The sequence below is a fragment of the Olsenella uli genome (assembly GCF_016900775.1).
In the GTDB taxonomy this organism is placed as follows: domain Bacteria; phylum Actinomycetota; class Coriobacteriia; order Coriobacteriales; family Atopobiaceae; genus Thermophilibacter; species Thermophilibacter uli_A.
The window spans coordinates 53,252-77,978 of record NZ_JACJKN010000002.1; the positions used below are offsets into that span (position 1 = coordinate 53,252).

20 protein-coding genes are annotated in these 24,727 nt (G+C 68.0%); 12 read left to right on the forward strand and 8 right to left on the reverse strand.

The annotated features are described in order from the left end of the window. Positions 1 to 57: 57 nt before the first annotated feature. Together H6A23_RS01820 and H6A23_RS01825 are read left to right on the forward strand one after the other, a co-directional pair. Positions 58 to 1,884, forward strand: coding sequence for an NAD(P)-binding protein (locus H6A23_RS01820; protein WP_204830497.1), 1,827 nt, complete (start codon positions 58 to 60; stop codon positions 1,882 to 1,884). Next, positions 1,878 to 3,620 carry an NADH-dependent [FeFe] hydrogenase, group A6 gene (locus H6A23_RS01825; RefSeq protein ID WP_204830498.1) on the forward strand — a complete coding sequence of 581 codons (1,743 nt, stop codon included), beginning with the start codon at positions 1,878 to 1,880 and terminating at the stop codon, positions 3,618 to 3,620. The genes H6A23_RS01820 and H6A23_RS01825 overlap by 7 nt, the downstream gene beginning before the upstream one ends. Positions 3,621 to 3,729: 109 nt before the next feature. Here H6A23_RS01825 and H6A23_RS01830 read toward each other — a convergent pair whose 3' ends face one another. After that, positions 3,730 to 6,099 (reverse strand): DEAD/DEAH box helicase, encoded by a 2,370-nt coding sequence (locus H6A23_RS01830; protein WP_204830499.1) that lies wholly within the window; start codon positions 6,097 to 6,099, stop codon positions 3,730 to 3,732. Between the two features lie 247 nt (positions 6,100 to 6,346). Beyond that, complete coding sequence (locus H6A23_RS01835; RefSeq protein ID WP_204830500.1) at positions 6,347 to 7,303, reverse strand: hypothetical protein; 957 nt, start codon at positions 7,301 to 7,303, stop codon at positions 6,347 to 6,349. Positions 7,304 to 7,433: 130 nt separating this feature from the next. On the opposite strand from H6A23_RS01835, the gene H6A23_RS01840 reads away from it, so the two are divergent. Beyond that, positions 7,434 to 8,348 (forward strand): DUF5104 domain-containing protein, encoded by a 915-nt coding sequence (locus H6A23_RS01840; protein WP_204830501.1) that lies wholly within the window; start codon positions 7,434 to 7,436, stop codon positions 8,346 to 8,348. Here the strand turns inward: H6A23_RS01840 and H6A23_RS01845 are convergent. The 4 genes from H6A23_RS01845 to H6A23_RS01860 form a co-directional block, all read right to left on the reverse strand. Beyond that, the gene (locus tag H6A23_RS01845; RefSeq protein WP_204830502.1) at positions 8,345 to 9,640 is read right to left on the reverse strand and encodes an ATP-binding protein; all 1,296 of its coding nucleotides are present in this window, start codon (positions 9,638 to 9,640) and stop codon (positions 8,345 to 8,347) included. The genes H6A23_RS01840 and H6A23_RS01845 overlap by 4 nt on opposite strands. 85 nt (positions 9,641 to 9,725) lie before the next feature. Next, positions 9,726 to 10,490, reverse strand: a complete 765-nt coding sequence (locus H6A23_RS01850) for a LytTR family DNA-binding domain-containing protein (RefSeq protein WP_204830503.1) — start codon at positions 10,488 to 10,490, stop codon at positions 9,726 to 9,728. Positions 10,491 to 10,754: 264 nt separating this feature from the next. Then, entirely contained in the window at positions 10,755 to 11,141 is a 387-nt protein-coding gene (locus H6A23_RS01855) for a LytR/AlgR family response regulator transcription factor (protein WP_204830504.1), read from the reverse strand. Continuing rightward, entirely contained in the window at positions 11,138 to 11,578 is a 441-nt protein-coding gene (locus H6A23_RS01860; protein WP_204830505.1) for a nuclear transport factor 2 family protein, read from the reverse strand. The genes H6A23_RS01855 and H6A23_RS01860 overlap by 4 nt, the downstream gene beginning before the upstream one ends. 207 nt (positions 11,579 to 11,785) lie before the next feature. On the opposite strand from H6A23_RS01860, the gene H6A23_RS01865 reads away from it, so the two are divergent. The 4 genes from H6A23_RS01865 (at position 11,786) to H6A23_RS01880 (ending at position 14,395) form a co-directional block, all read left to right on the forward strand. Further along, entirely contained in the window at positions 11,786 to 12,658 is an 873-nt protein-coding gene (locus H6A23_RS01865; protein ID WP_204830506.1) for a YveK family protein, read from the forward strand. Continuing rightward, positions 12,604 to 13,698: an IS3 family transposase gene (locus H6A23_RS01870; RefSeq protein ID WP_204830507.1), complete on the forward strand. Its 1,095-nt coding sequence runs from the start codon at positions 12,604 to 12,606 to the stop codon at positions 13,696 to 13,698. Before H6A23_RS01865 ends, H6A23_RS01870 begins: the two co-directional genes overlap by 55 nt. Next, positions 13,649 to 13,837 (forward strand): hypothetical protein, encoded by a 189-nt coding sequence (locus tag H6A23_RS01875; protein WP_204830508.1) that lies wholly within the window; start codon positions 13,649 to 13,651, stop codon positions 13,835 to 13,837. Before H6A23_RS01870 ends, H6A23_RS01875 begins: the two co-directional genes overlap by 50 nt. Positions 13,838 to 13,936: 99 nt before the next feature. Next, a complete protein-coding gene (locus H6A23_RS01880; protein WP_204830509.1) occupies positions 13,937 to 14,395 on the forward strand; it encodes a hypothetical protein in 459 nt (152 codons plus the stop codon). Here the strand turns inward: H6A23_RS01880 and H6A23_RS01885 are convergent. Together H6A23_RS01885 and yaaA are read right to left on the reverse strand one after the other, a co-directional pair. Continuing rightward, positions 14,362 to 15,903 carry a TerB N-terminal domain-containing protein gene (locus tag H6A23_RS01885; protein ID WP_353652992.1) on the reverse strand — a complete coding sequence of 514 codons (1,542 nt, stop codon included), beginning with the start codon at positions 15,901 to 15,903 and terminating at the stop codon, positions 14,362 to 14,364. The genes H6A23_RS01880 and H6A23_RS01885 overlap by 34 nt on opposite strands. A 336-nt stretch (positions 15,904 to 16,239) precedes the next feature. Next, positions 16,240 to 16,995 carry a peroxide stress protein YaaA gene (gene yaaA, locus H6A23_RS01890; protein WP_204830510.1) on the reverse strand — a complete coding sequence of 252 codons (756 nt, stop codon included), beginning with the start codon at positions 16,993 to 16,995 and terminating at the stop codon, positions 16,240 to 16,242. Positions 16,996 to 17,091: 96 nt separating this feature from the next. Between yaaA and H6A23_RS01895 the strand changes: the two genes are divergently transcribed. The 5 genes from H6A23_RS01895 (at position 17,092) to H6A23_RS01915 (ending at position 24,648) form a co-directional block, all read left to right on the forward strand. After that, on the forward strand, positions 17,092 to 17,937 hold the full coding sequence (locus H6A23_RS01895) for a spermidine synthase (protein WP_204830511.1): 846 nt from the start codon (positions 17,092 to 17,094) through the stop codon (positions 17,935 to 17,937). Between the two features lie 114 nt (positions 17,938 to 18,051). After that, a complete protein-coding gene (gene htpG / locus H6A23_RS01900; RefSeq protein ID WP_204830512.1) occupies positions 18,052 to 20,076 on the forward strand; it encodes a molecular chaperone HtpG in 2,025 nt (674 codons plus the stop codon). Between the two features lie 343 nt (positions 20,077 to 20,419). Then, entirely contained in the window at positions 20,420 to 21,772 is a 1,353-nt protein-coding gene (locus H6A23_RS01905; protein WP_204830513.1) for a CHAD domain-containing protein, read from the forward strand. Between the two features lie 3 nt (positions 21,773 to 21,775). After that, complete coding sequence (fumC, locus tag H6A23_RS01910) at positions 21,776 to 23,173, forward strand: class II fumarate hydratase (protein ID WP_353652993.1); 1,398 nt, start codon at positions 21,776 to 21,778, stop codon at positions 23,171 to 23,173. Positions 23,174 to 23,364: 191 nt separating this feature from the next. Next, positions 23,365 to 24,648, forward strand: a complete 1,284-nt coding sequence (locus tag H6A23_RS01915) for an O-acetylhomoserine aminocarboxypropyltransferase/cysteine synthase family protein (RefSeq protein ID WP_204830514.1) — start codon at positions 23,365 to 23,367, stop codon at positions 24,646 to 24,648. Positions 24,649 to 24,727: the final 79 nt, after the last annotated feature.

Below are 24,727 nucleotides of genomic sequence, written 5' to 3' on the forward strand. Positions count from 1 at the left end.
TGTCGAGGTCGAGGGGACCCGGCACGCACGACTCCCCGATGTGCAAGGAGAGGGCCTATGGCAAGAATGCACGTCATGGAGCAGAGCAAGTCCCAGGCGATCATGTCGAGCATGCACGAGATGCTCGAGAAGCGCCTCTCGGTGAGCTCGCTCGCTCCGTGCCCCGTCGAGTTCACGGCCTCGTACGTGGCCATGTGCGCGACGCAGAGCTGCGGCAAGTGCACGCCGTGCAGAAACGGCCTGCGCATGCTGCGCCACCTGTTCAACGACGTCCTGAACAACCGTGCCACGATGGAGACGCTCGACCTCATCGAGTCCACCGCCCGCACGGTCTACCTCTCGAGCGACTGCGCGATCGGCTACGAGGCGGGCGAGGTGGCCCTCATGGCCATTCGCGGCTTCCGCGACGACTTCGAGCACCACGTGACCAAGCACGCCTGCGGCTTTGCGCAGCACCAGACGGTGCCCTGCGTCTCGGGCTGCCCGGCGGGCGTGGACATCCCCGGCTACATCGCGCTCGTCGAGGCCGGCCGCTACACCGAGGCCGTGCGCCTCATCCGCAAGGACAACCCGCTGCCGCTCGTCTGCGGCCTCGTCTGCGAGCACCCCTGCGAGATGCACTGCCGCCGCGGCATGGTGGACGACCCGATGAACATCCGCGGCCTCAAGCGCTACGCCGTGGACCACGCGGGCGACTACCGCCCCATCATCAAGGCCCCCACCAAGAAGACCGTGGCCGTGATCGGCGGCGGCCCGGCGGGCATCTCCTGCGCCTACTACCTGACCCTCATGGGCCACAAGGTCAAGATCTTCGAGCAGCGCGCACACCTCGGCGGGATGCTCCGCTACGGCATCCCCAACTACCGCCTGCCGCGCGAGCAGCTTGACTCCGAGATCCAGTGGATCCTCGACTGCGGGATTGACGTCGAGCTCAACCACAGCGTGGACGGCGAGGAGATGAAGCGCCTGCGCGAGGAGTTCGACGCCGTCTACCTGGCCATAGGCGCGCATGCGGACAAGAAGCTCGGCCTTCCGGGCGAGGACGCCGAGGGCGTCATGTCCGCCGTCAAGCTCCTGCGCGACATGGGAGACGACAACCCGCCCGACTTCAAGGGCCTCACGGTGACCGTGGTGGGCGGCGGCAACGTGGCCATGGACGTGGCCCGCACCTCCGTGCGCCTGGGCGCGAAGAAGGTCATCATCGCGTATCGCCGTCGCGTGGCCGACATGACGGCCCAGGACGAGGAGATTGCCGGCGCCGAGGCCGAGGGCTGCGAGGTCATGGACCTGCACGCGCCCAAGGAGGTCGTCGTGGACGAGAAGAACCACGTCGCGGGCCTCAAGGTTGAGCCGCAGATCATTGGCGGCCTCAAGCGCGGCCGCCCCGCCCCGCGCCCGGCCGAGGGCGGCGACGTGGTGGTCCCGTGCGACCGCGTGATCGTGGCCATTGGCCAGGACATCGACTCCGCGACCTTCGAGGAGCAGGGCGTGCCCTGCAAGTGGGGCCGCATCGTCACGGACGCGTCCGGCGCCGTGCCCGGCCAGGACGGCCTCTTCTCCGGCGGCGACTGCCAGAGCGGCCCGGCCACCGTCATCCGCGCCATCAACGCGGGCAAGGTCGCGGCGGGCAACATCGACAACTACCTCGGCTACAACCACCAGATCGAGCTCGACGTGGAGCTGCCGCCCGTGCAGTTCAAGGGCAAGATCTCCTGCGCGCGCTGCGAGATGCGCGAGCGCGAGGCGGCCGAGCGCATCAACGACTTCGAGATCGTCGAGAACGGCCTCACGGACGAGGAGGCGCACCAGGAGGCATCCCGCTGCCTGCGCTGCGACCACTTCGGCTTTGGCGCGTTCCGCGGGGGGAGGATCGAGCAGTGGTAAACCTCACCATCGACGGCCGCGCCGTGAGCGTGGCCGAGGGTACGTCCATTCTCGACGCCGCCGCCACCGTGGGCATCAAGATCCCGACGCTCTGCTACCTCAAGGAGCTCAACGAGATCGGCGCCTGCCGCGTCTGCGTAGTCGAGGTCGAGGGAATCGACCAGCTCGTCGCCGCGTGCAACAACACCGTGCTCGAGGGCATGGTCGTGCGCACCAACAGCCCCAAGGTGCGCGTGGCGCGCCGCATGAACATGGAGCTTTTGCTCGCGACGCACGACTCCGAGTGCACGAGCTGCGTGCGCTCCGGCAACTGCACCCTGCAGACGCTCGCCAACGACCTCGGCATCTCCGAGCTGCCCTACGAGAAGCGCCTCATGCACGACCCGTGGGACAAGTCCTTCCCGCTCATCCGCAACAACGACAAGTGCATCAACTGCCTGCGCTGCATCCAGGTGTGCGAGAAGATCCAGGGGCTCGGCGTCTGGGACCTCGCCAACCGCGCCACGCACACGAGCGTGAACGTCCGCGGCGGCATGACCATCCAGGAGTCCGACTGCACGCTCTGCGGCCAGTGCATCACGCACTGCCCGACGGGGGCCCTGCGCGAGCGCGACGACACGCAGAAGGTCTTCGACGCGCTCGCTGACCCGGAGAAGGTCGTCGTGGTGCAGATCGCGCCGGCCGTGCGCGCCGCCTGGGGCGAGAGCCTGGGCCTGCCGCGCGAGGAGGCCACCGTCGGCCGTCTCGTGGCGGCGCTGCGCCAGATGGGCGTGGACTACGTCTTTGACACGGACTTCTCTGCGGACCTCACCATCATGGAGGAGGGCACCGAGCTTCTGCGCAAGCTCGCGCGCCGCGCCGAGGACCCCGCCGACGAGACGAACACGTTCCCGATGTTCACCTCCTGCTGCCCGGGTTGGGTGCGCTACGTCAAGGCCGTGCGCCCCGAGCTGACCGACAACCTCTCCACCTCCAAGTCCCCGGGCCAGATGTTCGGCGCCGTGACCAAGAGCTACTTCGCCGAGCTCAAGGGCATCGACCCGCACAACATCTTCTGCGTTGAGATCATGCCGTGCACGGCCAAGAAGCACGAGGTGGCCATCCCCGTCATGAACGACGCCTGCGGCGACGCGGACGTGGACGTCTCCATCACCACGCGCGAGGTCGACCGCATGATCCGCGCCGAGCACATCGACGCCACGACGCTGCCCGAGGAGGACTTCGACCAGCCGCTCGGCACCGCCACCGGAGCCGGCGTCATCTTCGGCGCCACCGGCGGCGTCATGGAGGCGGCGCTGCGTACCGCGTACCACGTGGTGACCGGAGAGACCCCGCGCCCGGACGCCTTCTCCGAGGTCCGCGGCCAGGACGGCTGGAAGGAGGCCACGTTCGACCTCGCCGGCACGCCGGTGCGCGTGGCCGTGGTCCATGGCCTCGCCAATACGGCGTTTCTGCTCGACGCCCTTGCCGAGGGTGCCGTTGAGTACGACTTCGTCGAGGTCATGGCCTGCCCCGGCGGCTGCGCGGGCGGCGGTGGCCAGCCCATCCACGACGGCGAGGAGCTCGCCGGCGTCCGCGGCGACGTCCTCTGGGGCCTCGACCGCAGGGCCAAGCTCCGCAACTCCTACGAGAACCCCTCCATCGTGGCCATCTACCGCGACTACCTGGGCGAGCCCAACTCCGAGCGCGCCGAGGAGCTCCTCCACACCGACCACCACGCCTGGTCCATGCATTAACGCGGAAAAGGGACCGTCCCTTTTCCGCGCTCGGGCCCGAGCCGTCTACCCCCGCGGCTCGGGCCCTCTCTTGTGCAACTGTGAGCCAAAGGGCACAGCCGCCTCTGGCTCATGCGAGGGGCCACCGCGCGACGCGGGCCCTCATGCCCTCCACGTCGAGCACGCCCTCGGCAAAGCCCTTGCGGATGAGGCTCTCCGGCACGAGCTCGTCGTACTTCTCGAAGTACGGGACCTCGGCGGGGTAGAGGAGCTCCATCGGGTCATCGAGCCGCTCCGCCGCGTCGCGGACCACCGAGAAGAACGTGCGCTCGTCCGCCTCCATCACGAACGTGATGAAGTAGGGGCGTGACGAACTGAACGCCTTGATGCCCAGCTCCTCGGCGCACTTGATCTTGATGAGGCGTTCGAGGGCGAGAAACGCGTAGCTTCCCAGCCACGGCAGCAGGCACCACATGGTCTGCTCGCGCTCGTTCTCGCCCAGGCAGACGAGCGGGCCTGTGGTGAGGTGGGACGCCCCCGCAACGTGGCGCGCCTGGCGCAGGCGGGCGCGGGCGTGGGGCATGAGGTAGGGATAGGCGGCGTGCTCCTCCAGCGCCTGGCGCATCCGCTCGAGCACGCGGGTGCTCACGTCTCCGGCGACCTCGCCAAAGTAGGCGGGTACCTTCCCCTTGACCTGCGTCACGTAGAGGAGGTGGCGCTCGTGGTCCACCTCGTCGACGATCCACACGTGTCCGGCTATGGCGACCTTCTCGCCGGGCGGGGGCGGCGCGCAGAGGGTCCCGATCTCCGTGGAGTCGCACCGCACCGTGTACTCGACGTTCTCCTGGAAGACCGCGAAGAACTTGTAGGAGCTCGTGACGCGCTCTCCGGCAAGGCCCACGATGAGGCCGCCCGTCTCCGTCTGCTCGACGAAGTCGTTGCGGATGAGGTGGCGCAGGAGCTCGCGGAAGTCGTCCGCGGTCACGCGGTGAAAGTACGTGAGCGTGAGCACGCGGCTTGCGAGCTGTGCGGGGGAGAGCTCGCCCTCCGAGGCGAGGGTCGCGAGCGTCTGGTGACAGAGCAGGCTGTAGGGCAGCCGGTCCAGCCGCGGCGGCTCCACCCAGCGCTCTTCTCGATAGAGCTGCACGAGGGCGATGCCCTGCAGGAGCTTCCAGGGGATGGTCTCCGGCAGGAGCGTGCGGGGCTCGGGCTGATCCTCCCGCATGACGAACCACATCTCGGGCGGCCGCTCTCGGCGCCCCGTGCGCCCCATGCGCTGCAGGAAGCTTGACACGGTGAAGGGGGCGTCGATCTGAAACGCCCGCTCCAGGCGCCCGACGTCCACCCCCAGCTCGAGCGTGGACGTGGCGACGATGCTCACGTCCGAGGCGTCGTCGCGCATCTGCTCCTCGGCCGACTCGCGGATGGCGGCAGAGAGGTTGCCGTGGTGAATCAAGAAGCGGTCTGGCTCCCCGTTGAACTCGCAGTACGCGCGCAGCGTGGTGCAGACCTCCTCGGCCTCCTCGCGCGAGTTGGAGAAGATCAGGCACTTGCGTCCGCGCGTGTGCTCGAAGATGTAGCCGATGCCGGGGTCGGCGTTCGCGGGTGCCGAGTCTGTGGGCGTCTCGGGAGGGCCGGGGACTATCGCCGTGCTCAGACAGCTTCGCCCTTCGGACTGCAGAACTGCGCGCGGAGGTAACGCCCGCCCCTCCGGAGGCATCGTGACCGATTCCAGCGCAACGACGTCAGCATCGAGGCTATCGCCTGCATTAATTGCCCGGCCCTCATCTGCCTGAGGGTCGGTGTTGTAGAAGTGCTCCATAGAGATGCGCCAGGTGCGCGGGGGTTCCTCGATGCGGGGGATGATGGTGTTGCGGCCCGTGCCGGCGGCGAGAAACGCGCCCACGGCCTCCGGGTCCCCGATGGTGGCGGACAGGCCGATGCGCCGCGGGCGCACGCCCGCGATTCTCGCCAGCCGCTCGATGAGGCAGAGGCACTGCCCCCCGCGATCCTGGCGCAGGAGCGCGTGAACCTCGTCGATGACAACATAGCGCAGGTTGCAGAAGAGTTTCGAGACGGCGGCGTGACGACGCATGAGGAGCGCCTCGAGGGACTCGGGCGTGATCTGCAGGATGCCCGAGGGCCGCTTCATGAGCTTGGCCTTGTGCGAGGATGAGACGTCCCCATGCCAGTGCCAGACGGGGATCCCCGCCTCCTCGCAGAGGTCGGTGAGGCGATAGAACTGGTCGTTGATGAGAGCCTTGGTGGGCCCGATGTAGAGGGCCCCCACCGACGCGGGCGGGCTCTCCCAGAACTCGGTCAGGATGGGGAAGAAGGCCGCCTCCGTCTTGCCCGAGGCCGTGGAGGCGCAGAGAAGCACGTGGTCATCCGTATCGAAGATGGCCTCGCCTGCGGCCACCTGGATGCCGCGCAGGCTCTCCCACTCGTGCGCGTAGATGAAGTCCTGTACGAACGGTGCATATCGGTCAAAGATGCCCACGGCAACCTCCTCGTTGCCAGTATACGAACAAATGTTTGTCAAAGCAAGATGAAATCACGACCGCCCGCTGTGCGGGTGGTCGTGATTGAGTGTGCCGGGGGCTTGGGTTGCGCGGCGTGGCGAGAAGAACGCCTCCTCCAGGCAGTGCCGGTGCCGAGCACCGCGATTTCTCGCCGGTCTCCGGCGGAGTTGGGATCGTGCGCGCGGCGGTCGATCTGAAGGCCGAATGGTCGTTCGAACGGCGGGCTCAGATGCCGCTCAGCGCCTCGCGCAGCTCGGCTGCGCGCCGGCGGCTCACGGGCAGGGTGGTGCCGTCGTCGGGCAGGAAGCTCACCGCCTGGGCGGGCGTGGAGAGCACGACCGGGGTCTCCTCCGCGTCGGGGGCGGCCTGCCGCTCGAGCTCCGCCACACGCTCGCGTACCTGCTCCAGCTCGTCCGACAGCGCCTCCCGCTCACGCAGGCGTGCCTTGAGCGCCTCTTTTAGCATCCGCTCCCGGTCCGCCTGCACGCTCGCGTCGCGCACCATGCGGAGCAGCCACCATATGAGGACGATGCTGTCGGCGGTGATGACAAGGCTCAGGGAGAAGTAGAGGCCCTCGAACCCAAGCGGGGGAAGCCATCCGCCCACGAGCAGCGTCACGGTGAGCAAGGCGAGAAGCGCCGTCATGCGCCACCAGATGGAAGTCGAGATGCGCGCGGCAAACGCCTGTCTGAGCGCCCGCATGACGGGCATCATGGCGGCGAGAAGGGCGGCGTTCACGGCGGTGAGCACCATGAGGAACCGGGGTGCGTACAGATAGTCGTCGGCCCGCGCGGAAGGGGGCAGCAGCGCCGAGACGTTGGACGAGGTGAGCGTCACCAGAAAGCCGTAGAGCATCACGAGCGAAAAGACGAAGCCCCTGTGGGCGCGCTCGGCATCCACCTCATGGGCGTGGAGCGCGAGCAGCGCCGCTACGATGGCGAGAAACACGAGGTTCTGCAGCGTTTTTCTCGTCGAGACCCAGTCCTGCGCCATGGCAGGGGGCTCCAACGTGGCAACGAGGAGAAACGGCACGAGCCCCAGCGCGATGATCGCCGCGGCTCTGAGCCAGGCGCGGCGGGCGCCCGCGCGAAAGCGCCCCTCAAACGGCAGGAGGCACAGGACTGCGCAGGGCACGATCTGCACGAGCAGGCCGATGGTGTTGCGGATGAAGACGTCCGTCATGATGGGTCCTATGGGTTGGCCGGCAGGTCCTGACGGCGCGTTCCGCATCCCGGCAAAACGTCTGGCCAAAGGGTCGTTTGCTAACATAGGTACTGTACTCGATATGTCTCAGGCAGAGGGGGAGGGTCCCATGGGCGGAAGGGGGCCAAGGCGCGCCCGGCGTCTTGCGGCGTGCGTCCTCGCCTTGGCCGTTGCCGCCCCGTGCGCAGGGTGCTCGGAGCGCATCGACGCCCTGGCCCGCCTTGTTGGCAGCCGCGTGACGGGGGAGGAGTACGTGAGTCCGCGCGGGCAGGCGTGCCTTGACGCGGCCGAGGGCCTTCTCGATGCGCTCGAGACGGGGGACGGGGACGCGATCGTCGGGCTCTTCTCGCCCGAGGTCCGGGCGAGCTCCGATGACCTTGAGGGGCGGGCCGACGAGCTGGTGGCAAGCTGCTCCGGCCATGTCGAGTATCTGGACGCCCATTCGGTGACGATGCCTCAGGAGTCCGAGAGGGTCGATGACGGCAGGCGTCGCGTCGAGCTCTCGGCTGGCTTCTCGTTTGCCCTCGGCGGCGAGAACTACTGGTGCTTCATGACGCTCGTGAGCGAGAACGACTTCGACGAGGCGGAGGTTGGCGTCTCCACGATCATCGTGTGGTCCGAGGAGGCGTACTCGGCGATGCTCTACGACGCCCGGGGGGCGGCGTGGCCCGAGGGGACGGGCCTGAACCTTCGGCTGGACTACCCCTTGGAGTGGGAGACGCGCCTCGTGTATGATGACCCGCTGCGTTACGAGGGAGGGGACGTCATCTCGGACACCGCCGGGGTCGCGGCGTTTCTCGACGAGGGCGAGAGGACCGTCGACGACTTCGAGGAACGCTTTGGTCGGCCCTGCTGCGTCTCGTGGACGGGTGACGGCGTCGTCTACTACGAGCTGCCCGAGGAGGACGGCGAGCCTCGCTACCTCAGGGTCAGCGCGGCCACCTCGGATGACCCCATCTACTCCGCGTATGTGGTGGGCGAGCGCGACGTGGTCAGGAAGGTGTGGGATGACGACGGCGCCTAGATCGTGAACTCCGCGAAGGCGGCGTCCACGTCCTTCTCGCCTGCCGCCACTGCCGGGGCCGTGACGGCACCGGCAAACGCGTCGGTCCTGAGCAAGGCGTCGACGTCCGTCCCGGGGTTCTGGCAGACGATGTCCAGAAGCTCGATGAAGTCGCGGATGACCTCGCGCGGCGTGAGGTGGGTGTCCGCGCCCACGCGACCGAACTCCACCTTGAGAAAGCTCACGAGCTGCGTCTCCGTGAGCGCGCGCTCGTAGCCGAAGTACCCCGCGTGAATGTCTGCGAGCTTCTCGATGAGCACGAGCAGCTCCTCGTAGGTGAGGGGCTCCAGGTGGATGACCGGGGCGAGCATGTCCGCGAGACCCGCCCCCGCAAAGCGTCCCTGCGTGAGGCGGCTGCGCAGCGCCTCGTAGGAGAAGACGCCGCGCCGGCGGTCCTCGATGGACTGCGGCGTGCCGCCCATGATGATCCCCAGGTGGCGTGCCTTGCCCTGGAGCGTGTCGTTGTACATGGTGAGGATTTTCTCGTAGTTATACTGGCGCGAGGTGGCGTTGGGGATCTTGTAGAGGTTCACGAGCTCGTCTATGAGCACGAGAAGCCCCTGGTAGCCCGCGCCCACGAGGAACTGCGCGAAGAGCTTGAGGTACTCGTACCAGTTGTCGTCCGAGATGCAGGCGTTGACGCCCAGCTCGCCGCGCGCCTCGGTCTTGGTGCGGAACTCGCCGCGCAGCCACTTGACCACGCCGGCGCGCCGGACGTCATCCCCCTCGAGGCTGGCCCGATAGTAGAGGCGCAGGACCTGGGTGAAGTCGAACCCGCAGACGAGCTCCTGGATGGGGGAGAGCTGCTCGGCGAGCGCCTCCTCGGCATCTGGCCGCTCGCGAAGCGCCGTCACCCAGCGGTCGAGCACGAGCGCGAGCGCGCCGCCCTCGGGCCGCGTCTTGGTGGAGAGGTTTCGGATGAGCTCGCGGTAGGTGGCAAGGCCCTGGCCCTGCCCGCCCTGAAGGCGCCGCTCGGGCGAGAGGTCGGCGTCTGCCACCACAAAGCCGTTGCCCATGGCATGCGTGCGGATGGTCTGCAGGAGGAAACTCTTGCCCGCGCCGTAGCGGCCCACGAGGAAGCGGAAGCTCGCCCCGCCGTCCGCCACGAGCTCGAGGTCGTGCAGGAGCGCCTGAATCTCGCGTTCGCGCCCCACGGTGATGTAGGGAAGCCCGATGCGGGGTACGACACCGCCCTTGAGCGAGTTGATGATGACCGCCGCTATGCGCTTGGGAACCCTCGGTGCGTCCGCCATGCCGCTCCTCTCCTCCGGGGAAGAGCAATTCTAGCACAGGTGTTCGACAGAAAACCTGACAAACGACCCGGTCACCTTTGTCAGGTCAGCCGAAGTTGCGGGTCACGGCGCTCGCGATGCTGAGCTGGATCTCCTTCACCCTGCGCGCGGGGATGGGGATTCGCTCGCCGGAGACGAAGAGGATGCCGTCGCGCCCGACGCCCTGGACGTAGCGCACGTTCACCACGTAGAAGCGGTTCGTTCTCACGAACTGGGCGGGCAGGAGGTCGCAGAGCTCGCGCAGCAGCACGCTCACGGTCACGGTGCGGTCGCTGAGGTGCACGATGCAACGCTTGCCCGCAGACTCGGCGTAGACGATCTCCTCCGGGTCGGCGAACACGATGCCGTCCTCGGAGGGGAGCTGCAGGCGTCGGGGCGCGCCTCCGTCATCGGGCCTTCTGAGGTCGGCCGGGTCCTTCGCCCATCTGCTCGGCCACTCGTTGGAGAAGTGGGCGAGGGTGATCTTCCACCTCCCCTCCTTCCGATGCAGGCTGACGGTCACCCGCTGGTTGACGGTCCCGTCCACGCACGGGCCGCTCAGAAGATAGGTTCCGACGACGATCGCGTCGTCGGGCTTGTTGGTGTAGAGGGAGTGAAAGGTCACGTTGCGCGCGACGACGCCGGGAGGGTTGAGCGGCCAGCTTGCGTATGCCGTACGCCCGTGGAAGACCTTGGACCCCGCCGAGACGAGCACGCTCTGCTCGTCGAGAAGCTCGAGAAAGGCGGAGCGCTCGTTGACAAAGATTCCGAGGATGCTCTGCTTTACACGCTCGGCGAGCTGTCTGCCGCCCTGGTTCCCGTTCTCTTTCATGCTGCCCCCCCCCCTGCTCATTGACCGTATGTCGAGAGGCCTGGCCTCCATCCGGGGCCGCCCCTCCCAGCGACGTGCGGCACCGGTCTTCGTCCGAAGAGTGCGGGATGCCGATTTCCCGCAAGGCGGCGCGTCCCCGCGCGAGCGGCCGTCTTCCAATGGGGACGAACCGCGCGAGAAACGTTGTAGCATACCCGAGGGATAGGTGACGCGCAGAAAAGAGACCGCTCGGCGTCGCTGGCGACCGTTCGGTGCCCGTTGCGGCTAGGCCGTCCGTCTTGACAGCTCGAGCTCCACCTCGAGTCGCCGACGCTTGAGGATGGGGATGCGGTCGCCGTTGCTCATGGTGATCTCGCAGCCCGAGAGCGCGGTGATGTGGCCGCGGTTCACGACATAGCTCCGGTGCACGCGCGCAAACTGGCGGGGGAGCAGCTCGAAGACGTTGGCGAGCAGCAGCTTGACCGTGATGGTGCGGTCGACGAGATGGATGACCGTCCGCTTGGCGCATGCCCCGGCATAGACGATCCGGGAGGGGCTTATAAAGGCCGTGCCCCCCTCGACGGGCAGCGCGATGCTCTCCTCGTAGCCCTCGTCCCGAATCCTGCTCGCGCGGAGGATGTCCTGGACGTAGCGGTAGGTCTGGCGGCTCACCCTGACGGGGAAGGGGATGTCGCCGTCGAGCGGCCCCCACTCGTTCGAGGTGTGGACGAGGTAGGCCTCCAGGCGCCGCCCTGATGGCGGCAGTTGATGGTGATGCGCTGCCGCTCGGACGAGAGCATCTGGTGGTCCGCGTCGGAGTAGATGGTGTAGAACCCGGCTATGACGGCCTCTGACGGCGACCCCGCCTCCACGACGTGAAAGCGGGCGTCCCGCACGAGGAAGGAGGGCATCTCGGATGCGTCCGACATGGCCTTCGCGAGGTCGCGCAGGCCCCACGTGATGTCCGACCCCGCCCCGATGAACAGGCAGTCCGAGGCGAGGTGCCCGAGGACGGTGTCGTAGTCCTTCCGGTAGTAGGCGGTGACGATGCGCGCGGCAAGCCAGAGAAGGTCCCCCTTGCAGGGAGCCTGCTCTGGGTCAGGCGCCATAGGTTCCTCCTCTCGGGACGTCCGTGTGCGTGTGGGCCATTTTCGTTCCGAGAGGAGCGAGGGATGGGTTGGCCGAACCAAAGGCGGGGGCTGGGGAATGAACGGCGTTTTCTGAGGGGGCTGGCGAGCGAGTCGGTATCGTGGAGGGCTACGAGAATGCTGCCGGCGGCCCGAGGTGTCTCGGGGCCGCCTCGGGAAGGGGACTGGATGACGCTGTTCGAGCTGCTCGGCCTGCTGAGGAAGCACCTCAAGTGGCTCATTGTCGTTCCCGTTGCCTGTGCGCTTATTGCGGCTGCGTATTGCTACGCCATGGTGCGGAACGCCTACACGACGAGTGCTACGCTCTACGTTCTCGTTTCCGAGGAGACCGCTCAAGGCGAGTCGTATTCGTCGCTCTCCAGCAACTTCAGCGTGAGCCAGCAGATTGCAACCGACATCTCCCAGCTCATAACGAGCGAGCGCGTACGTGCGGATGCCGCCAAGACGCTCGGGTGGAGCTCGATCGCGGACTACGGCATCTCGGTGGCGAGCAGCGAGGGCTCTCGCGTGGTGAGGGCCCTCGTCAGAGGTCCCAGCCCCGCGGGCGTGGCGGAGGTGGCAAACGCCGTTGCCGAGGTCTCCTCCGACGTGGCGCAGGAGGTCATGAACGTCCAGAGCGTCAACGTGCTCGACCGCGCCGAGAAGCCGTCCACCCCGAGCGGGCCCAGCCGTAAGCTCTATGTCCTTCTCGCGGCGCTCGGGGGTCTCTTTGCTACGTTTGCGGTGGTCGTTCTCTCCAGCCTGTTTGACACGCGCGTCCGTGACCCCAAGACGGCCGAGGACATCTCGGGCATTTCCGCGCTGGAGATTATTCCCGCTTTCGGCGGAGCGGGCCGCGGCTCCGAAGGGGAGGTCACCGAGACGGTCCGCAATGCGCAGGACGGCATGAAGACCCTGCTTACCAATCTCATGTTCCTCGGGGTAGACGAGCCGATTCGGGACTGCGGACGAAAAGTTGGACCAGATGGTCCGGACGGGAGGTCCGCATGTTCGACCCCGAAGACGTTGAGCTGGCGCTGCTCGCGCTGGAGGAGGGGATGACGCCCCGCGAGGCCGGCGAGCTGGTCGGCGCCGGGAGGGAGACGGTGAGGAGGTGGGCCGCCGGCCGCCGGCCCCACCCGCGCTCCGGGCCCGCCCGCGCTAAGATTCCCCCGAAGCCGAAGCCGAAGCCGAAGCCGAAGCCGAGGCCGGCCGCGACGAGACGGGAGGGGCACGCCGTGACGGGAGCCGAGAGGGAGGCCTACGAGGCCGCGATGACCGAGAACATGCTGCTCAGGGCGGTGTTGGACGACCTAAAAGCGGCGGGCTCCGACCCCCGTTCGATCTCGAGGAGGAGAAGGGTCGAGCTTGGCGAGAGATTGCGCGCGGCGACCGGCCTGCCCCTCCGAGAGATCACCCGTTTCTTGGGGATCTCGAGGAGCTCCTACGCCTACCACCGCGCTAGGCTCGGCCGCGACAAGTACGCCGCGCCGCGCGACGAGGTCGAGGCCCTCTTCCGCTCCATGGGCGGCGGGCGCGGCTACCGCGCCGTGCACGCCGAGCTGGGGCGGCGCGGGACGCGGGTCTCGGAGAAGGTCGTGAGGAGGCTCATGCGCGAGCGGGGGCTCAGCGCGGCCAGGCGCCGGCGCCGGGCGTGGAGCTCCTACGCTGGCGAGGCCTCCCCGGCGCCACCGAACCTCCCGCTGCGCCCCGACGGGACGCACGACTTCTCCGCGCCCGCCCCGAACCTGCTCTGGGTCACCGACATCACCGAGTTCAGGCTGCCCTGCGGCTCGAAGGCCCACCTCTCCGCCGTCCTCGACTGCTTCGGCGGGCGCCCCGTCTCCTGGTCGATCGGGGCCTCCCCCCACCGCCCGGCTCGCGAACTCGTCGCTCGAGGGCGCCTGCGCGACGCTCGCGCCCGGGGAGCGGCCCGTCGTCCACTCCGACCGCGGCGGGCACTACCGCTGGCCGGGCTGGGCCGAGGTGTGCCGGCGCGGCCGCCTCGTCAGGAGCATGTCGCGCAAGGGCCGCAGCTGCGACAACGCCCGCATGGAGGGCTTCTTCGGGACGCTCAAGAGCGAGTTCTTCCACGCGCGTGACTGGCGGGGCGCGGACCTCGGCGGCTTCATGGTCGAGCTCAACCGGTGGCTCCACTGGTTCCGCTCGGGGCGCATCTCGGAGTCGCTCGGGTGGCGCACCCCGGACGAGAACCGGAGGCTGCTGGGCTACGCGGTGTAGGATGTACAAGAAAACGTCCGCAGTCCTTTCCTGCCCGTTGTTGCGCGCAACAACGGGCAGCTCCTGCATGCGTCGCTCGTGGAGTACAAAGGCCGTGCCGTGGCCTTTACGGCATCCTCCGGGACCGGCAAGTCCACGCAGGCCGACCTCTGGCATGAGCATCTGGGCGCGGAGATCATGAACGGGGACCGCGCGTTTGCCCGTCGCTTTGACGGGGAGTGGCGTGCGTACGGCTCGCCGTGGGCGGGCTCTTCCCCTTACGTCAGGAACGTCAGGGCGCCACTGGCTGCCGTGGTGGTGCTTGAGCAGGCGCCGGAGAACCGAATCCGCCGCCTCGGCGCCGCTGAGGTCATGGCCCGCCTCTATAACAACGTGCGCTACCCCTTCTGGGACGAGGGGGCCACTGCGGCCTCGCTCGAAACGCTCGACGCACTCGTCCGGGAGGTCCCCGTCTATCTGCTCGCGTGCCGTCCGGACGAGGAGGCCGTCCGCATCACGCATGACGCCATCTTCTGCTCCGGGGCCTATCCGAGTACTGCGCGCACGTCATCGGCGTAGTCCTCAACGAGCGAGGGCGCGCCTGACGCGTCAAGCTCCAGCACCGTGTCCCCCACGAGGTCAAAGAGCTTCTCGTTGATGGCGTCCACGAGAAGGTCGGCGTTCTGGGCCGAGGGGGCGTGCCCGTCGAGAAGTCCCCGGAGGAGCGCGTCCTCCTCTTGCGTGAGGCTGGGGCCTTCGCGCTTCTCGGCGGCCTGCGTGGTCTGCGGCAGCGGGGGCGCCGGCTCCTCCATGCGCTCCTCGTCAACGAGCAGGGACTCCCTGGTCACGGCGGCCGTCGCGCGAATGCCCGCGAGCTTGGAGAGGTCTATCTCAACGCGGCGTGGCGCGTGCGTCCGCTTCCAGTCAAGGTAGTCTGCGACAACGCGGTCGATGAGCGAGACGAGGTACTTGGGGTCGCCGTGCTCCTTGAGGGGGTGGGGGTACTCGAGCGCGGCGCGCAGCTGGCGGTCCGCGGCCCTCAGGATCTGGCCGAGCTTGGCGCTCCGCCCGCCGCCGTCATGAAGGGCGCTGCAGGTCCAGAGGCCGTTTCTGCACTCGTAGCGCCGGGTCTCCCCAAGCTCGTAGACGCAGTCCGCATGCCTGCCGTCGGGGTAGAACACCGCCGAGGCGAACATGAGGTGGGGCATCGTCTGGCGCGTGCCGAAGAGGGACTCGACGAGGTCCTGCTTGCGGCTGCCGTGATAGTAGCGCGCGAGCTGCCGAAAAACGGCGCACGTGACCGCGCGGAGGTCGTCCGGGCTGTCGCGATAGAGCCGGCTGCCTGCGGGGCGGTAGGTCGAGAGCTGGTCGAGGGCGGCAAAGAGGCCTTGGTCGGCGGTGGGGTCGAGTGGGAAGCGCATGGGGGCCCGTCGGCGGCCTCGCTCGGGGACGTGGGCAAGGGCCTCTTCCTCGGCGCGCGCGAGCACCATGACGGCCTCGTCGTGCTGGGCATTGGCATAGGGGAGGGCAAGGCGCTGATCAAGCCCATGATAGACTGCATAGTCGACGAGCCAGGGCCGGACGTAGCGGTCGAGGCTCGGGTCAAGCTCTCGATAGGCCTTCCAAAAGGCCTCGATGGCCTGGAAGCCCCTCGCGCCGGGCACGACGCCGATGCCGTTCAGGAGCTCGTAGAGGTACACGAACGCAAACGAGGTCGAAGTCTGCTGGATGTCCCCCCTGCGCACGTGCGCCCGCCAGGTGAAGTAGCCCCTGAGCTGTCGGTCGTCCATCGCATCGTAGGTGGGGAAATAGCTTGAGAACGTGCCCGCGTAGGGGCAGTCGTCCTCGTAGTCGGCCATGAGGCGCGCCTGTTCCACAAAGAGGCGCGCGTCCGACCACGAGCGGGCCTCGGGGCGTCGCGCGAGCGCGCGCATCTGACGAATCTCGTCGGGGACGTAGCTCCTGAGCTGGGATCCGCGCATCAGGATGGGCTCGTCGGAGTACGTCCTTGAGCTTGAGAAGGCATGCCCGCCCTTCGCACGGCTTGCCGCGATGATCTGCTGGATGAGTGCGTCAACGTCCGTCACGGCACCTCCGTCTCGTCTCGATCACAACTCATCATACGCGCGTCGGGCCCGAGCCCCCCCTGCCGAGGAGGCTGGGCGTGCGCAATCAGCTCCTTGGTGCGAAGTTCGGTCGGTTTGCTGCGCAATCAGCCCCTTGGTGCGAAGACCTTTTCGGCCCTATTTGGAAATGAGCGCCTAACGCATCAATTACTGAATGAATTTATCTGGGGTTTTGCTGAGACGGAGTCAAGCGCCTCTCAAATTGTCTTCGCACCAAGGCGTTGACTGCGCAGGGCAGCGCCCTTTCTTCGCACCAAGGGGCAAATTGCGCAGAGCGGCCCGGCGCGAGGTGCCTGTCTACGGCTCCCTGACAAACACAAGCGTGTCCTCGTCGGAGGCCTCGTCATCGATCCGGTATCCTCGCTCCCGAAAGCCCCGCAGGTCGTCAGGCGTGCCGGCGCCCCGCTCGGCGCACCAGCGGATGAAGGTGCCGCGCGCCGCCTTGGCCTCCGTTGCCGGCTGGCGGAGGCGCCCGTCGCGCTCTACGCAGAAGAGGCAGGTCAGCGCCCGTGGGCCGTTCGGCCGCACCCAGGGCGTGACGGCCCGCGCGTACTCGACCGAGGCTACGTTGACGATGAGGTCGCACTCCTCGGCGAGCGCGTCATAGAGCGTCGAGCCCCAGAACTCGTAGAGCCCGCGAGCGCCGTCGACCGCCAGGCGCGCCTGCATCTCCAGCCGGTAGGGCGTCACGCCGTCGAGTGGGCGGAGCATGCCGTAGAAACCCGAGAGGATGCGCAGGTGGTCATCGAGCCAGGAGAGCTCGTCCACGGTCATGACCTCGGGCGCCATGTGGCGGTACTGAATCCCCTCGTATGAGATGACGGCCGCCGTAAGGTCGTGCCCGAGGTCCATGGAGCACAGCCGGTCGTAGTTGAGCGCGGCGAGCCGGTCGCTGCAGTTCCAGAGCGACTGCGCCTCAGCGAGGGAGAGCTGCCGGAGGGCGTCCAGGAGGCGCTCGGTCCTCTTGAGAAAGGCTGGCGCGCTCCGGGGGAGCGGGGGCGCATCGATGACGCGCATCTTCTTCGCGGGGGAGGTGATGATCCTGAGCGTCATGGCTTCTCCTGGCGGGATTTGCGTTTCGGTGAGATTCTAGCAGCGGCGAGCCGTGCGGCCTATCATGGTCGCACGGCGCATCGAGGAGGAGGGCCTATGGCTGGATGGGGGCGCGCGGGGATCGTCGCGGCGGCGCTCGGCGCGGTGGCGGCACTCGGCGCGGCCGTCCGGATGCGGCTGCTCGACGCGCATCTCGTCCGAACGATGGACGGCCCCGCGCTCGTCTACAACATCCGCGACGCCGCCGGCGCCCGCGTTCGCGTCCTGCGCGCGGGCGGCGTCTACCAGTCTGCGACGTATCTCGGCGACCGCAGGATGGAGCCGGCCTTCGAGTACTATCGCGCCTTCGGGAGGCTCTTTGACCTGCGGCCGGATGCCCGGAGCCTCCTCGTCATAGGCGGGGGCGGCTTCGCCTTCCCCAAGATGGTCGCCTCCGGGCACCCGGGGGCGCGGACCGACGTGGTGGAGATCGACCCCGCGGTCATCGACGCCGCGCGCAGGTGGTTCTTTCTCGACGAGGCCATCGCGCTCGCGCGCGCAGGCGGCGGGGGCCTGCGCGTCATCTGCGATGACGGCCGCGCTTTTCTCAAGCGGGCATCGGGCCCCTACGATGCGGTGGTGCTCGACGCCTTTGTCGGCGCGGAGCCGGTGCGCTCGCTCGCCACGGTTGACGCCCTGCGCTCGGCGCGTCGCGCGCTGGCCCCCGGCGGCGTCCTTCTCGCCAACGTGGTCTCGCGTGACGGTGGCTCCGACATCAGCTTCCTGCGCTCCTTCGTGGCCACGTCGCTCACGGCCTTCTCGCACGTGGAGGTGGCGCTCGCCACGGACGACGACCACGCGGGGGAGGACAACTACCTCGTCGCGGCGTCCGATGGGCCTCTCGGCCTGTCGGACGCCATCCTCTACGATGCGGACTTCCTCGGCCCGGTCCTCCTTGACTGAGCGGACGGCTCGCCCGGTGGGGCCGCCGTGTATCTAAGCGTCTCCGACTGAGATTATCTAAAAACGGGTACACTACCCCTCGTTCAACAAGGCAGCACGAAAGGGGAGCGCCGCATGCGCAAGTTCAAGACAGAGAGCAAGAAGCTGCTCGACCTCATGATCAACTCCATCTACACCAACCGCGAGATCTTCCTCCGCGAGCTGATCTCCAATGCCTCGGACGCGATCGACAAGCTCTACCTCAAGAGCCTCACGGACAGCTCCGTGGCCGTTGACCAGGCCAACCTTGCTATCAACGTGGCCTTTGACAAGGACGCCCGCACCATCACCGTCTCCGACAACGGCATCGGCATGACGGCCGAGGAGCTGGAGAAGAACCTCGGCACCATTGCCCACTCCGGCTCCGAGGAGTTCAAGGCCGCCAACGCCGAGGCCCAGGGCGACGCCGTGGACATCATCGGCCGCTTTGGCGTGGGCTTCTACTCCGCCTTCATGGTGGCGCGCGAGGTCTCCGTCATCAGCCGCGCGTACGGCTCCGACGAGTGCAACCGCTGGACCTCGGACGGCATCGAGGGCTACACGATCGAGCCCGTTGCCACCGACGACCCCGCCTGGCGCGCCGAGCCCGGGACCTCCGTCGTCATGACCCTCAAGGAGAACGCTGAGGAGGCCAACTACGACGAGTTCCTGAGCGAGTGGAAGCTCAAGGAGCTCATCCGCCGCTACAGCAACTACGTGCGCTATCCCGTCCAGATGCTCGTGACCAAGAGCCGCGAGAAGGAGAAGCCCGCCGACGCCGGCGACGACTACAAGCCGGAGTGGGAGGACTACACCGAGCTCGAGACCGTGAACTCGATGACGCCCATCTGGAAGAAGCGCGGCTCCGAGGTCACGGACGAGGAGTACGCGGAGTTCTACAAGTCCACCTTCCACGACTGGGTGGACCCCGCGCGCACCTTCAGCCTGCACGCCGAGGGCACGCTCGAGTACGACGCGCTGCTCTTCATCCCCGGCCAAGCCCCCTTTGACCTCTACAGCCGTGACTACGAGAAGGGCCTCGAGCTTTACAGCTCCAACGTCCTCATCATGGAGAAGTGCGCAGACCTCCTGCCCGACTACTACAACTTCGTCCGCGGCGTCGTGGACTCCGCCGACGTCTCGCTCAACATCTCCCGCGAGACGCTCCAGCAGACCCGCCAGCTCCAGGCCATGGCGCGCCGCATCGAGAAGAAGATCACGGGCGAGCTCGAGGCCATGCGCAACGACGACCGCGAGGCCTACGAGAAGTTCTTCGAGAACTTCGGCCGCGGCCTCAAGTACGGCATCTACTCCAGCTACGGCATGAAGAAGGACGAGCTCGCGGGCCTGCTCCTCTTCTGGAGCGCGCGCGAGCAGAAGATGGTCACGCTCCAGGAGTACGTGGCCGCCATGGCGGACGGCCAGAAGGCGATCTACTACGCCGCCGGCGACGACCGCGAGCGCCTGGCCAAGATGCCCGTGGTGGAGGCCGTGCTCGCCAAGGGCTACGATGTGCTCCTCTGCACGCAGGACGTGGACGAGTTCTGCTTCCAGGCCATGCGCGACTTCACGGCCAAGGGCCTGCCCAAGACCTACGCCGATGACGCCGCGCGCGAGGCGGCCGAGAAGGCCGTGGCCGACGGCGCCGAGCCCGAGGTCGAGGACCGCACCGTGGAGCTCAAGAACGTGACCTCCGGCGACCTGGACCTTGCCTCCGACGAGGAGAAGAAGGAGGCCGAGGAGGCCACCAAGGCCAACGAGGGCCTGTTCGAGACCATGAAGGACGCGCTGGACGGCCAGGTCGAGAAGGTCGCGGTGTCCACGCGTCTCGCCGCCGACGGGGCGCCGGCCGTGATCACCTCCGAGGGCCCGCTCAGCCTTGAGATGGAGAAGGTCCTCGCGGCCGGGCCCGAGGCGGAGCAGGCGCCCAAGGCCACGCGCGTGCTCGAGGTCAACGCCAAGCACCCGGTCTTCGAGAAGCTGCGCGCCGCGCGGGAGGCGGGCGACGCCGAGAGGGTCAAGCTCTACGCGGGCCTCCTCTACAACCAGGCCCTGCTCGTCGAGGGCATCCTACCCGAGGACCCCGTGGCCTTTGCCTCCCAGGTCTGCGAGCTGATGTAGGCCTGCCGTCCTCGCGCGCCGGCGTCGCGGGATCGGGGCTCGTGGCAACCTCACTTCGCCGGGCGTTGGGAAATCCGGGCTTATGGCAGAGCCCGGAGAGATCATCCTGCGCGTTTGTCGGGCGGTGTTGCGGTAGATGGGGTTGTGGCAGCCGTCAGGCTGCCACAACCCCATTTCCGTCAACGCCCGCCCTTGGCCTTCTGCCATAGCCCCGCTTCGCGCAGCGCCCCTCGCGGGCCGCCGGGAGTGTCACATCTCTGAAAACCGCTCCCCGAAGCCGAGAACTCGGCGAGCGGCTAAGGGCTATTCTGGAAAGTCGTTAGCAGCGAGGGACGGGGGACACATGGTCAAGACGCTGGTTCTCGTTCGGCACGGAGACCCCGAGGCGACGTCGTCCTCGGGTGCGGACCTCGACCGCAGGCTCACGGCGTCGGGGGCGCGCTCGCTCAAGATGGCCTATCCGCGCACCTTTGCCCTGCTCGGGGATGACGTCGAGGCGGCCCTGTGGAGCAGCCCCGCGATCCGCGCCCTCGAGACCGCCCAGATCGTGGCGGATGCCATCGACACCGAGGACATCGAGGTGCACGACTCGCTCTACGCGCAGGACGTCGCGGCGTTTCTCGCCGAGCTCTCCGAGGCCGAGGCACCCGTCGTGATCGCCGTGGGACACGCGCCCTTCGTCGACCAGCTCGCAACGCGCCTTCTGGGCGGCTCGCCCGGTTTTGGCAAGGGGGCCTCCGCGGCCATCGCGCTGCCGGAGGGCTTCTCGGGCACGGGCAGGCTCCTGTGGTTCGTCGCCGGTCCCGAGACCCGGACGTGGGACGAGCTCGCCATCGTCGAGCATGAGATCGGGGGCGCGGCGCGCGACCTCGTGGCCCTCTCCGACGCGTTTCTCGCCAGGCCGGAGGACCCGGAGGGGCTGCTGCGCTTCAGGATCGGGCTCAGGCGCATGAGGTCGCTCCTGCAGTTCATCGCCCCGTGGCAGACGAAGAAGCAGAACCGCCGCTGCGAGCACGTCCTCAAGGAGCTGCAGGTGGCCTCCGCGCACCTGCGCGCGCTCGACATCCTCTCCCAGAGCGTCGACGGCCTCGTGGAGAGCGGCGAGCTCGGCGACAACAGCCTCCTGCCGATGGCGTGCGCCAAGGAGCGCTCGCTCGAGTGCGCCTCGCTCGTGACCCTCATGCGCAAGCGCCACTCCGGCAAGCAGCTCGCCAAGATCGCCAAGGACCTCGCGCACGTGAGCTGGAAGTCCAAGGTCTCCGAGCGCGGCCTCTCGGCCGACGACCTGCGTCGCCACTTCGACGCCGAGTTCGCCGAGCTCGACGAGGACCTCTTCGGCCTTGACCTGCGCGACGGCGACGCGGTCTACTCCGCCCGCCGGGACGCCAAGGAGATGCACTACGTCGCGGAGCGCCTGGGCGCCGTGCTCGGCCCGGACCGCGCGGTCATGAGCGAGTACATGGATGAGATCCAGCGCGAGCTGGGGGCCCTCTCGGACGCCTGGGGCAACCGCCGCCTCGCCGACGAGTACTCCAAGAGCCCGCGCTTCCGCGGCGTCCGCGCCGACCTCGGCGTGGTCGGCCGCGACCAGGCGGAGATCGTCTCCGCGATCACCTCGGGCCTCGAGCGCATGGAGGCCGACAGCCGCTCCGGCGAGGCCAGAGACGACGAGGGCGAGAAGGACCAGGAGGACTAGCGCGTGGCCGAGAAGAACGAGGGGTGGCGCGTCGAGCGCGACTCGATGGGCGAGATGCTCGTGCCGGCGGACGCACTCTGGGGCGCGCAGACCGAGCGCAGCCATGAGAACTTCCCCATTGGCACCGAGCGCATGCCGGAGGAGATCGTGCGCGCCTTCGCGCTGGTGAAGCAGGCCGCGGCGCGGGCGAACTGCCGCCTGGGCCGCCTTTCCCCCGAGGCGCGCGACCTCATCTGCGAGGCCGCCGACGAGGTGCTCGCCGGCGAGCACGATGCCGACTTCCCCCTGGTGGTGTGGCAGACGGGCTCCGGCACGCAGTCCAACATGAACATGAACGAGGTGCTGGCCAACCGCGGCAACCAGCTCGCGGCCGAGAAGGACGTGGCGCTGGAGCGGCCGCTCCACCCCAACGACTCGGTCAACATGAGCCAGTCCTCCAACGACACCTTCCCCACGGCCATGCACGTGGCGGCGGCGCTTGCGGTGACGGGGCGCCTGCTTCCCGCGATCGACCAGCTCGTGGGCACGCTGCGTCGCCTGGAGGCGGAGAACGCGGGCGTGGTCAAGAGCGGCCGCACCCACCTGCAGGACGCGGTGCCCATCTCCTTCTCCCAGGAGATCTCCGGCTGGCGCGGGCTTCTCGAGGGCTCGCGCGAGGAGCTGCTCGCCGCCATGCCGGGGCTCTACCGCCTGGCGCTCGGCGGCACGGCCGTGGGCACGGGCCTCAACGCGCCGGCGGGCTTTGACGAGGCGGTGGCCGCGGAGCTCGCAGGCCTCACCGGCCTGCCCTTCGTGACCGATCCCAACAAGTTCCGCGCGCTCACGGGCAAGGACGCGCTCGTGTTCTCCCACGGCGCCGTGAAGGGGCTCGCGGCCAACCTGATGAAGATTGCCAACGACGTGCGCTGGCTCGCGAGTGGCCCGCGCCTCGGCCTGGGGGAGATCCAGATTCCGGCCAACGAGCCGGGCAGCTCCATCATGCCGGGCAAGGTGAACCCCACCCAGTGCGAGGCCGTGACGATGGTGGCCGTGCAGGTCATGGGCAACGACGCCGCGATTGGCATGGCGGCCTCGCAGGGCAACTTCGAGCTCAACGTCTTCATGCCCGTGATCGCCTACAACTACCTGCAGTCCGTGCGCCTGCTCGCGGACGCGATTCTCTCCTTCGACGAGCGCTGCGTCTCCGGCATCACGGCCAACCGCGAGAAGATGGACGAGAACCTCCACCGCTCGCTCATGCTGGTGACGAGCCTCAACCCCCATATCGGCTACGACAACGCCGCGCGCGTGGCCAAGAAGGCCTTCGCCGAGGGGACGTCGCTCAAGGAGGCCTGCGTGGCGCTGGGACTTCTCGCCCCCGAGCGCTTCGACGAGGTCTTCCATCCCGAGCAGATGGTGTAGTGCCGGCCCGGCAGAGACGACCTGACAAAGGTGACAGGGTCATCTGTCATGAAAAATCATGACAGATGACCCTGTCACCTTTGTCAGGTGCCCTGCGCGTGTTTCCACTTTGCCGCCGCGTGAAACGCAAGCAGGCAACTGGGAATATCATGGGAGTGCCGCGACCGCGGCATCTACCCGAGAGGAGTCCCATGGCAGACCAGAGCATCGCGACTCGCTGCGTCCAGGCCGGCTACACGCCCGGCGACGGCGAGCCGCGCCAGATTCCCATCGTCCAGTCCACCACCTTCAAGTACGAGACCTCCGAGCACATGGGCCAGCTCTTTGACCTCGAGGCCTCCGGCTACTTCTACACGCGCCTGCAGAACCCCACCAACGACGCCGTGGCGGGCAAGATAGCGGCGCTCGAGGGCGGTGCCGCCGGCATGCTCACGAGCTCCGGCCAGGCAGCCAACTTCTTCGCGCTCTTCAACGTCTGCGAGGCGGGCAGCCACATCGTGGCGAGCTCGGCCATCTACGGCGGCACGTATAACCTCATCGCCCACACCATGGCCAAGATGGGCGTCGAGTCGACGTTCGTCTCGCCCACGGCGACGGAGGAGGAGCTCGCGGCGGCCTTCCGCCCCAACACGCGCGCCGTCTTCGGCGAGACCATCGCCAACCCCGCGCTCGACGTGCTCGACATCGAGCGCTTTGCCAAGGCCGCGCACGATCACGGCGTGCCGCTGATTGTGGACAACACCTTTGCCACGCCGGTCTTCTGCCGCCCCATCGAGTGGGGAGTCGACATCGTGACCCACTCCACCACCAAGTACATGGACGGCCACGGCGTGGGCGTGGGCGGCGCCATCGTGGACTCCGGCAACTTCGACTGGATGGCGCACGCCGAGAAGTTCCCCGGCCTCACCACGCCCGACGAGTCCTACCACGGCATCGTCTACGCCGAGAAGTTCGGCCGGGCGGGCGCCTTCATCACCAAGGCCACCTCGCAGCTCATGCGCGACCTCGGCTCCATCCAGAGCCCGCAGAACGCGTTCTACCTCAACATGGGCCTCGAGAGCCTGCACGTGCGCATGCCGCAGCACTTCAAGAACGGCCTCGCCGTGGCGGAGTACCTCGAGGGGAGCGACAAGGTCGTCTCCGTGCGCTTCCCGCATCTCGCGTCCGACCCGTACCATGCCCTCGCACAGAAGTACCTGCCCGAGGGCGGCTCGGGCGTGGTCTCCTTTGAGCTGGCCGGCGGCCGCGCGGCTGCCGAGAAGTTCATGGCCGCCCTGCGCCTCGCCGCCATCGAGACGCACGTGGCCGACGCCCGCACCTGCTGCCTGCACCCGGCGTCCTCCACGCACCGCCAGATGACTGACGAGGAGCTGGCCGCGGCCGGCATCTCGCCCGCCATGGTGCGCTTCTCGTGCGGCCTCGAGGGCACCGAGGACCTTATCGCCGACATCGAGCAGGCGCTCGCCGCGATTTAGGGGTGGGGCCGGAGGCCGCAGGGCCCCTTCTCCGTGCTCAGACAGTTTGCTTTGCAAAAACTGCGCGCGGAGAAGGGTC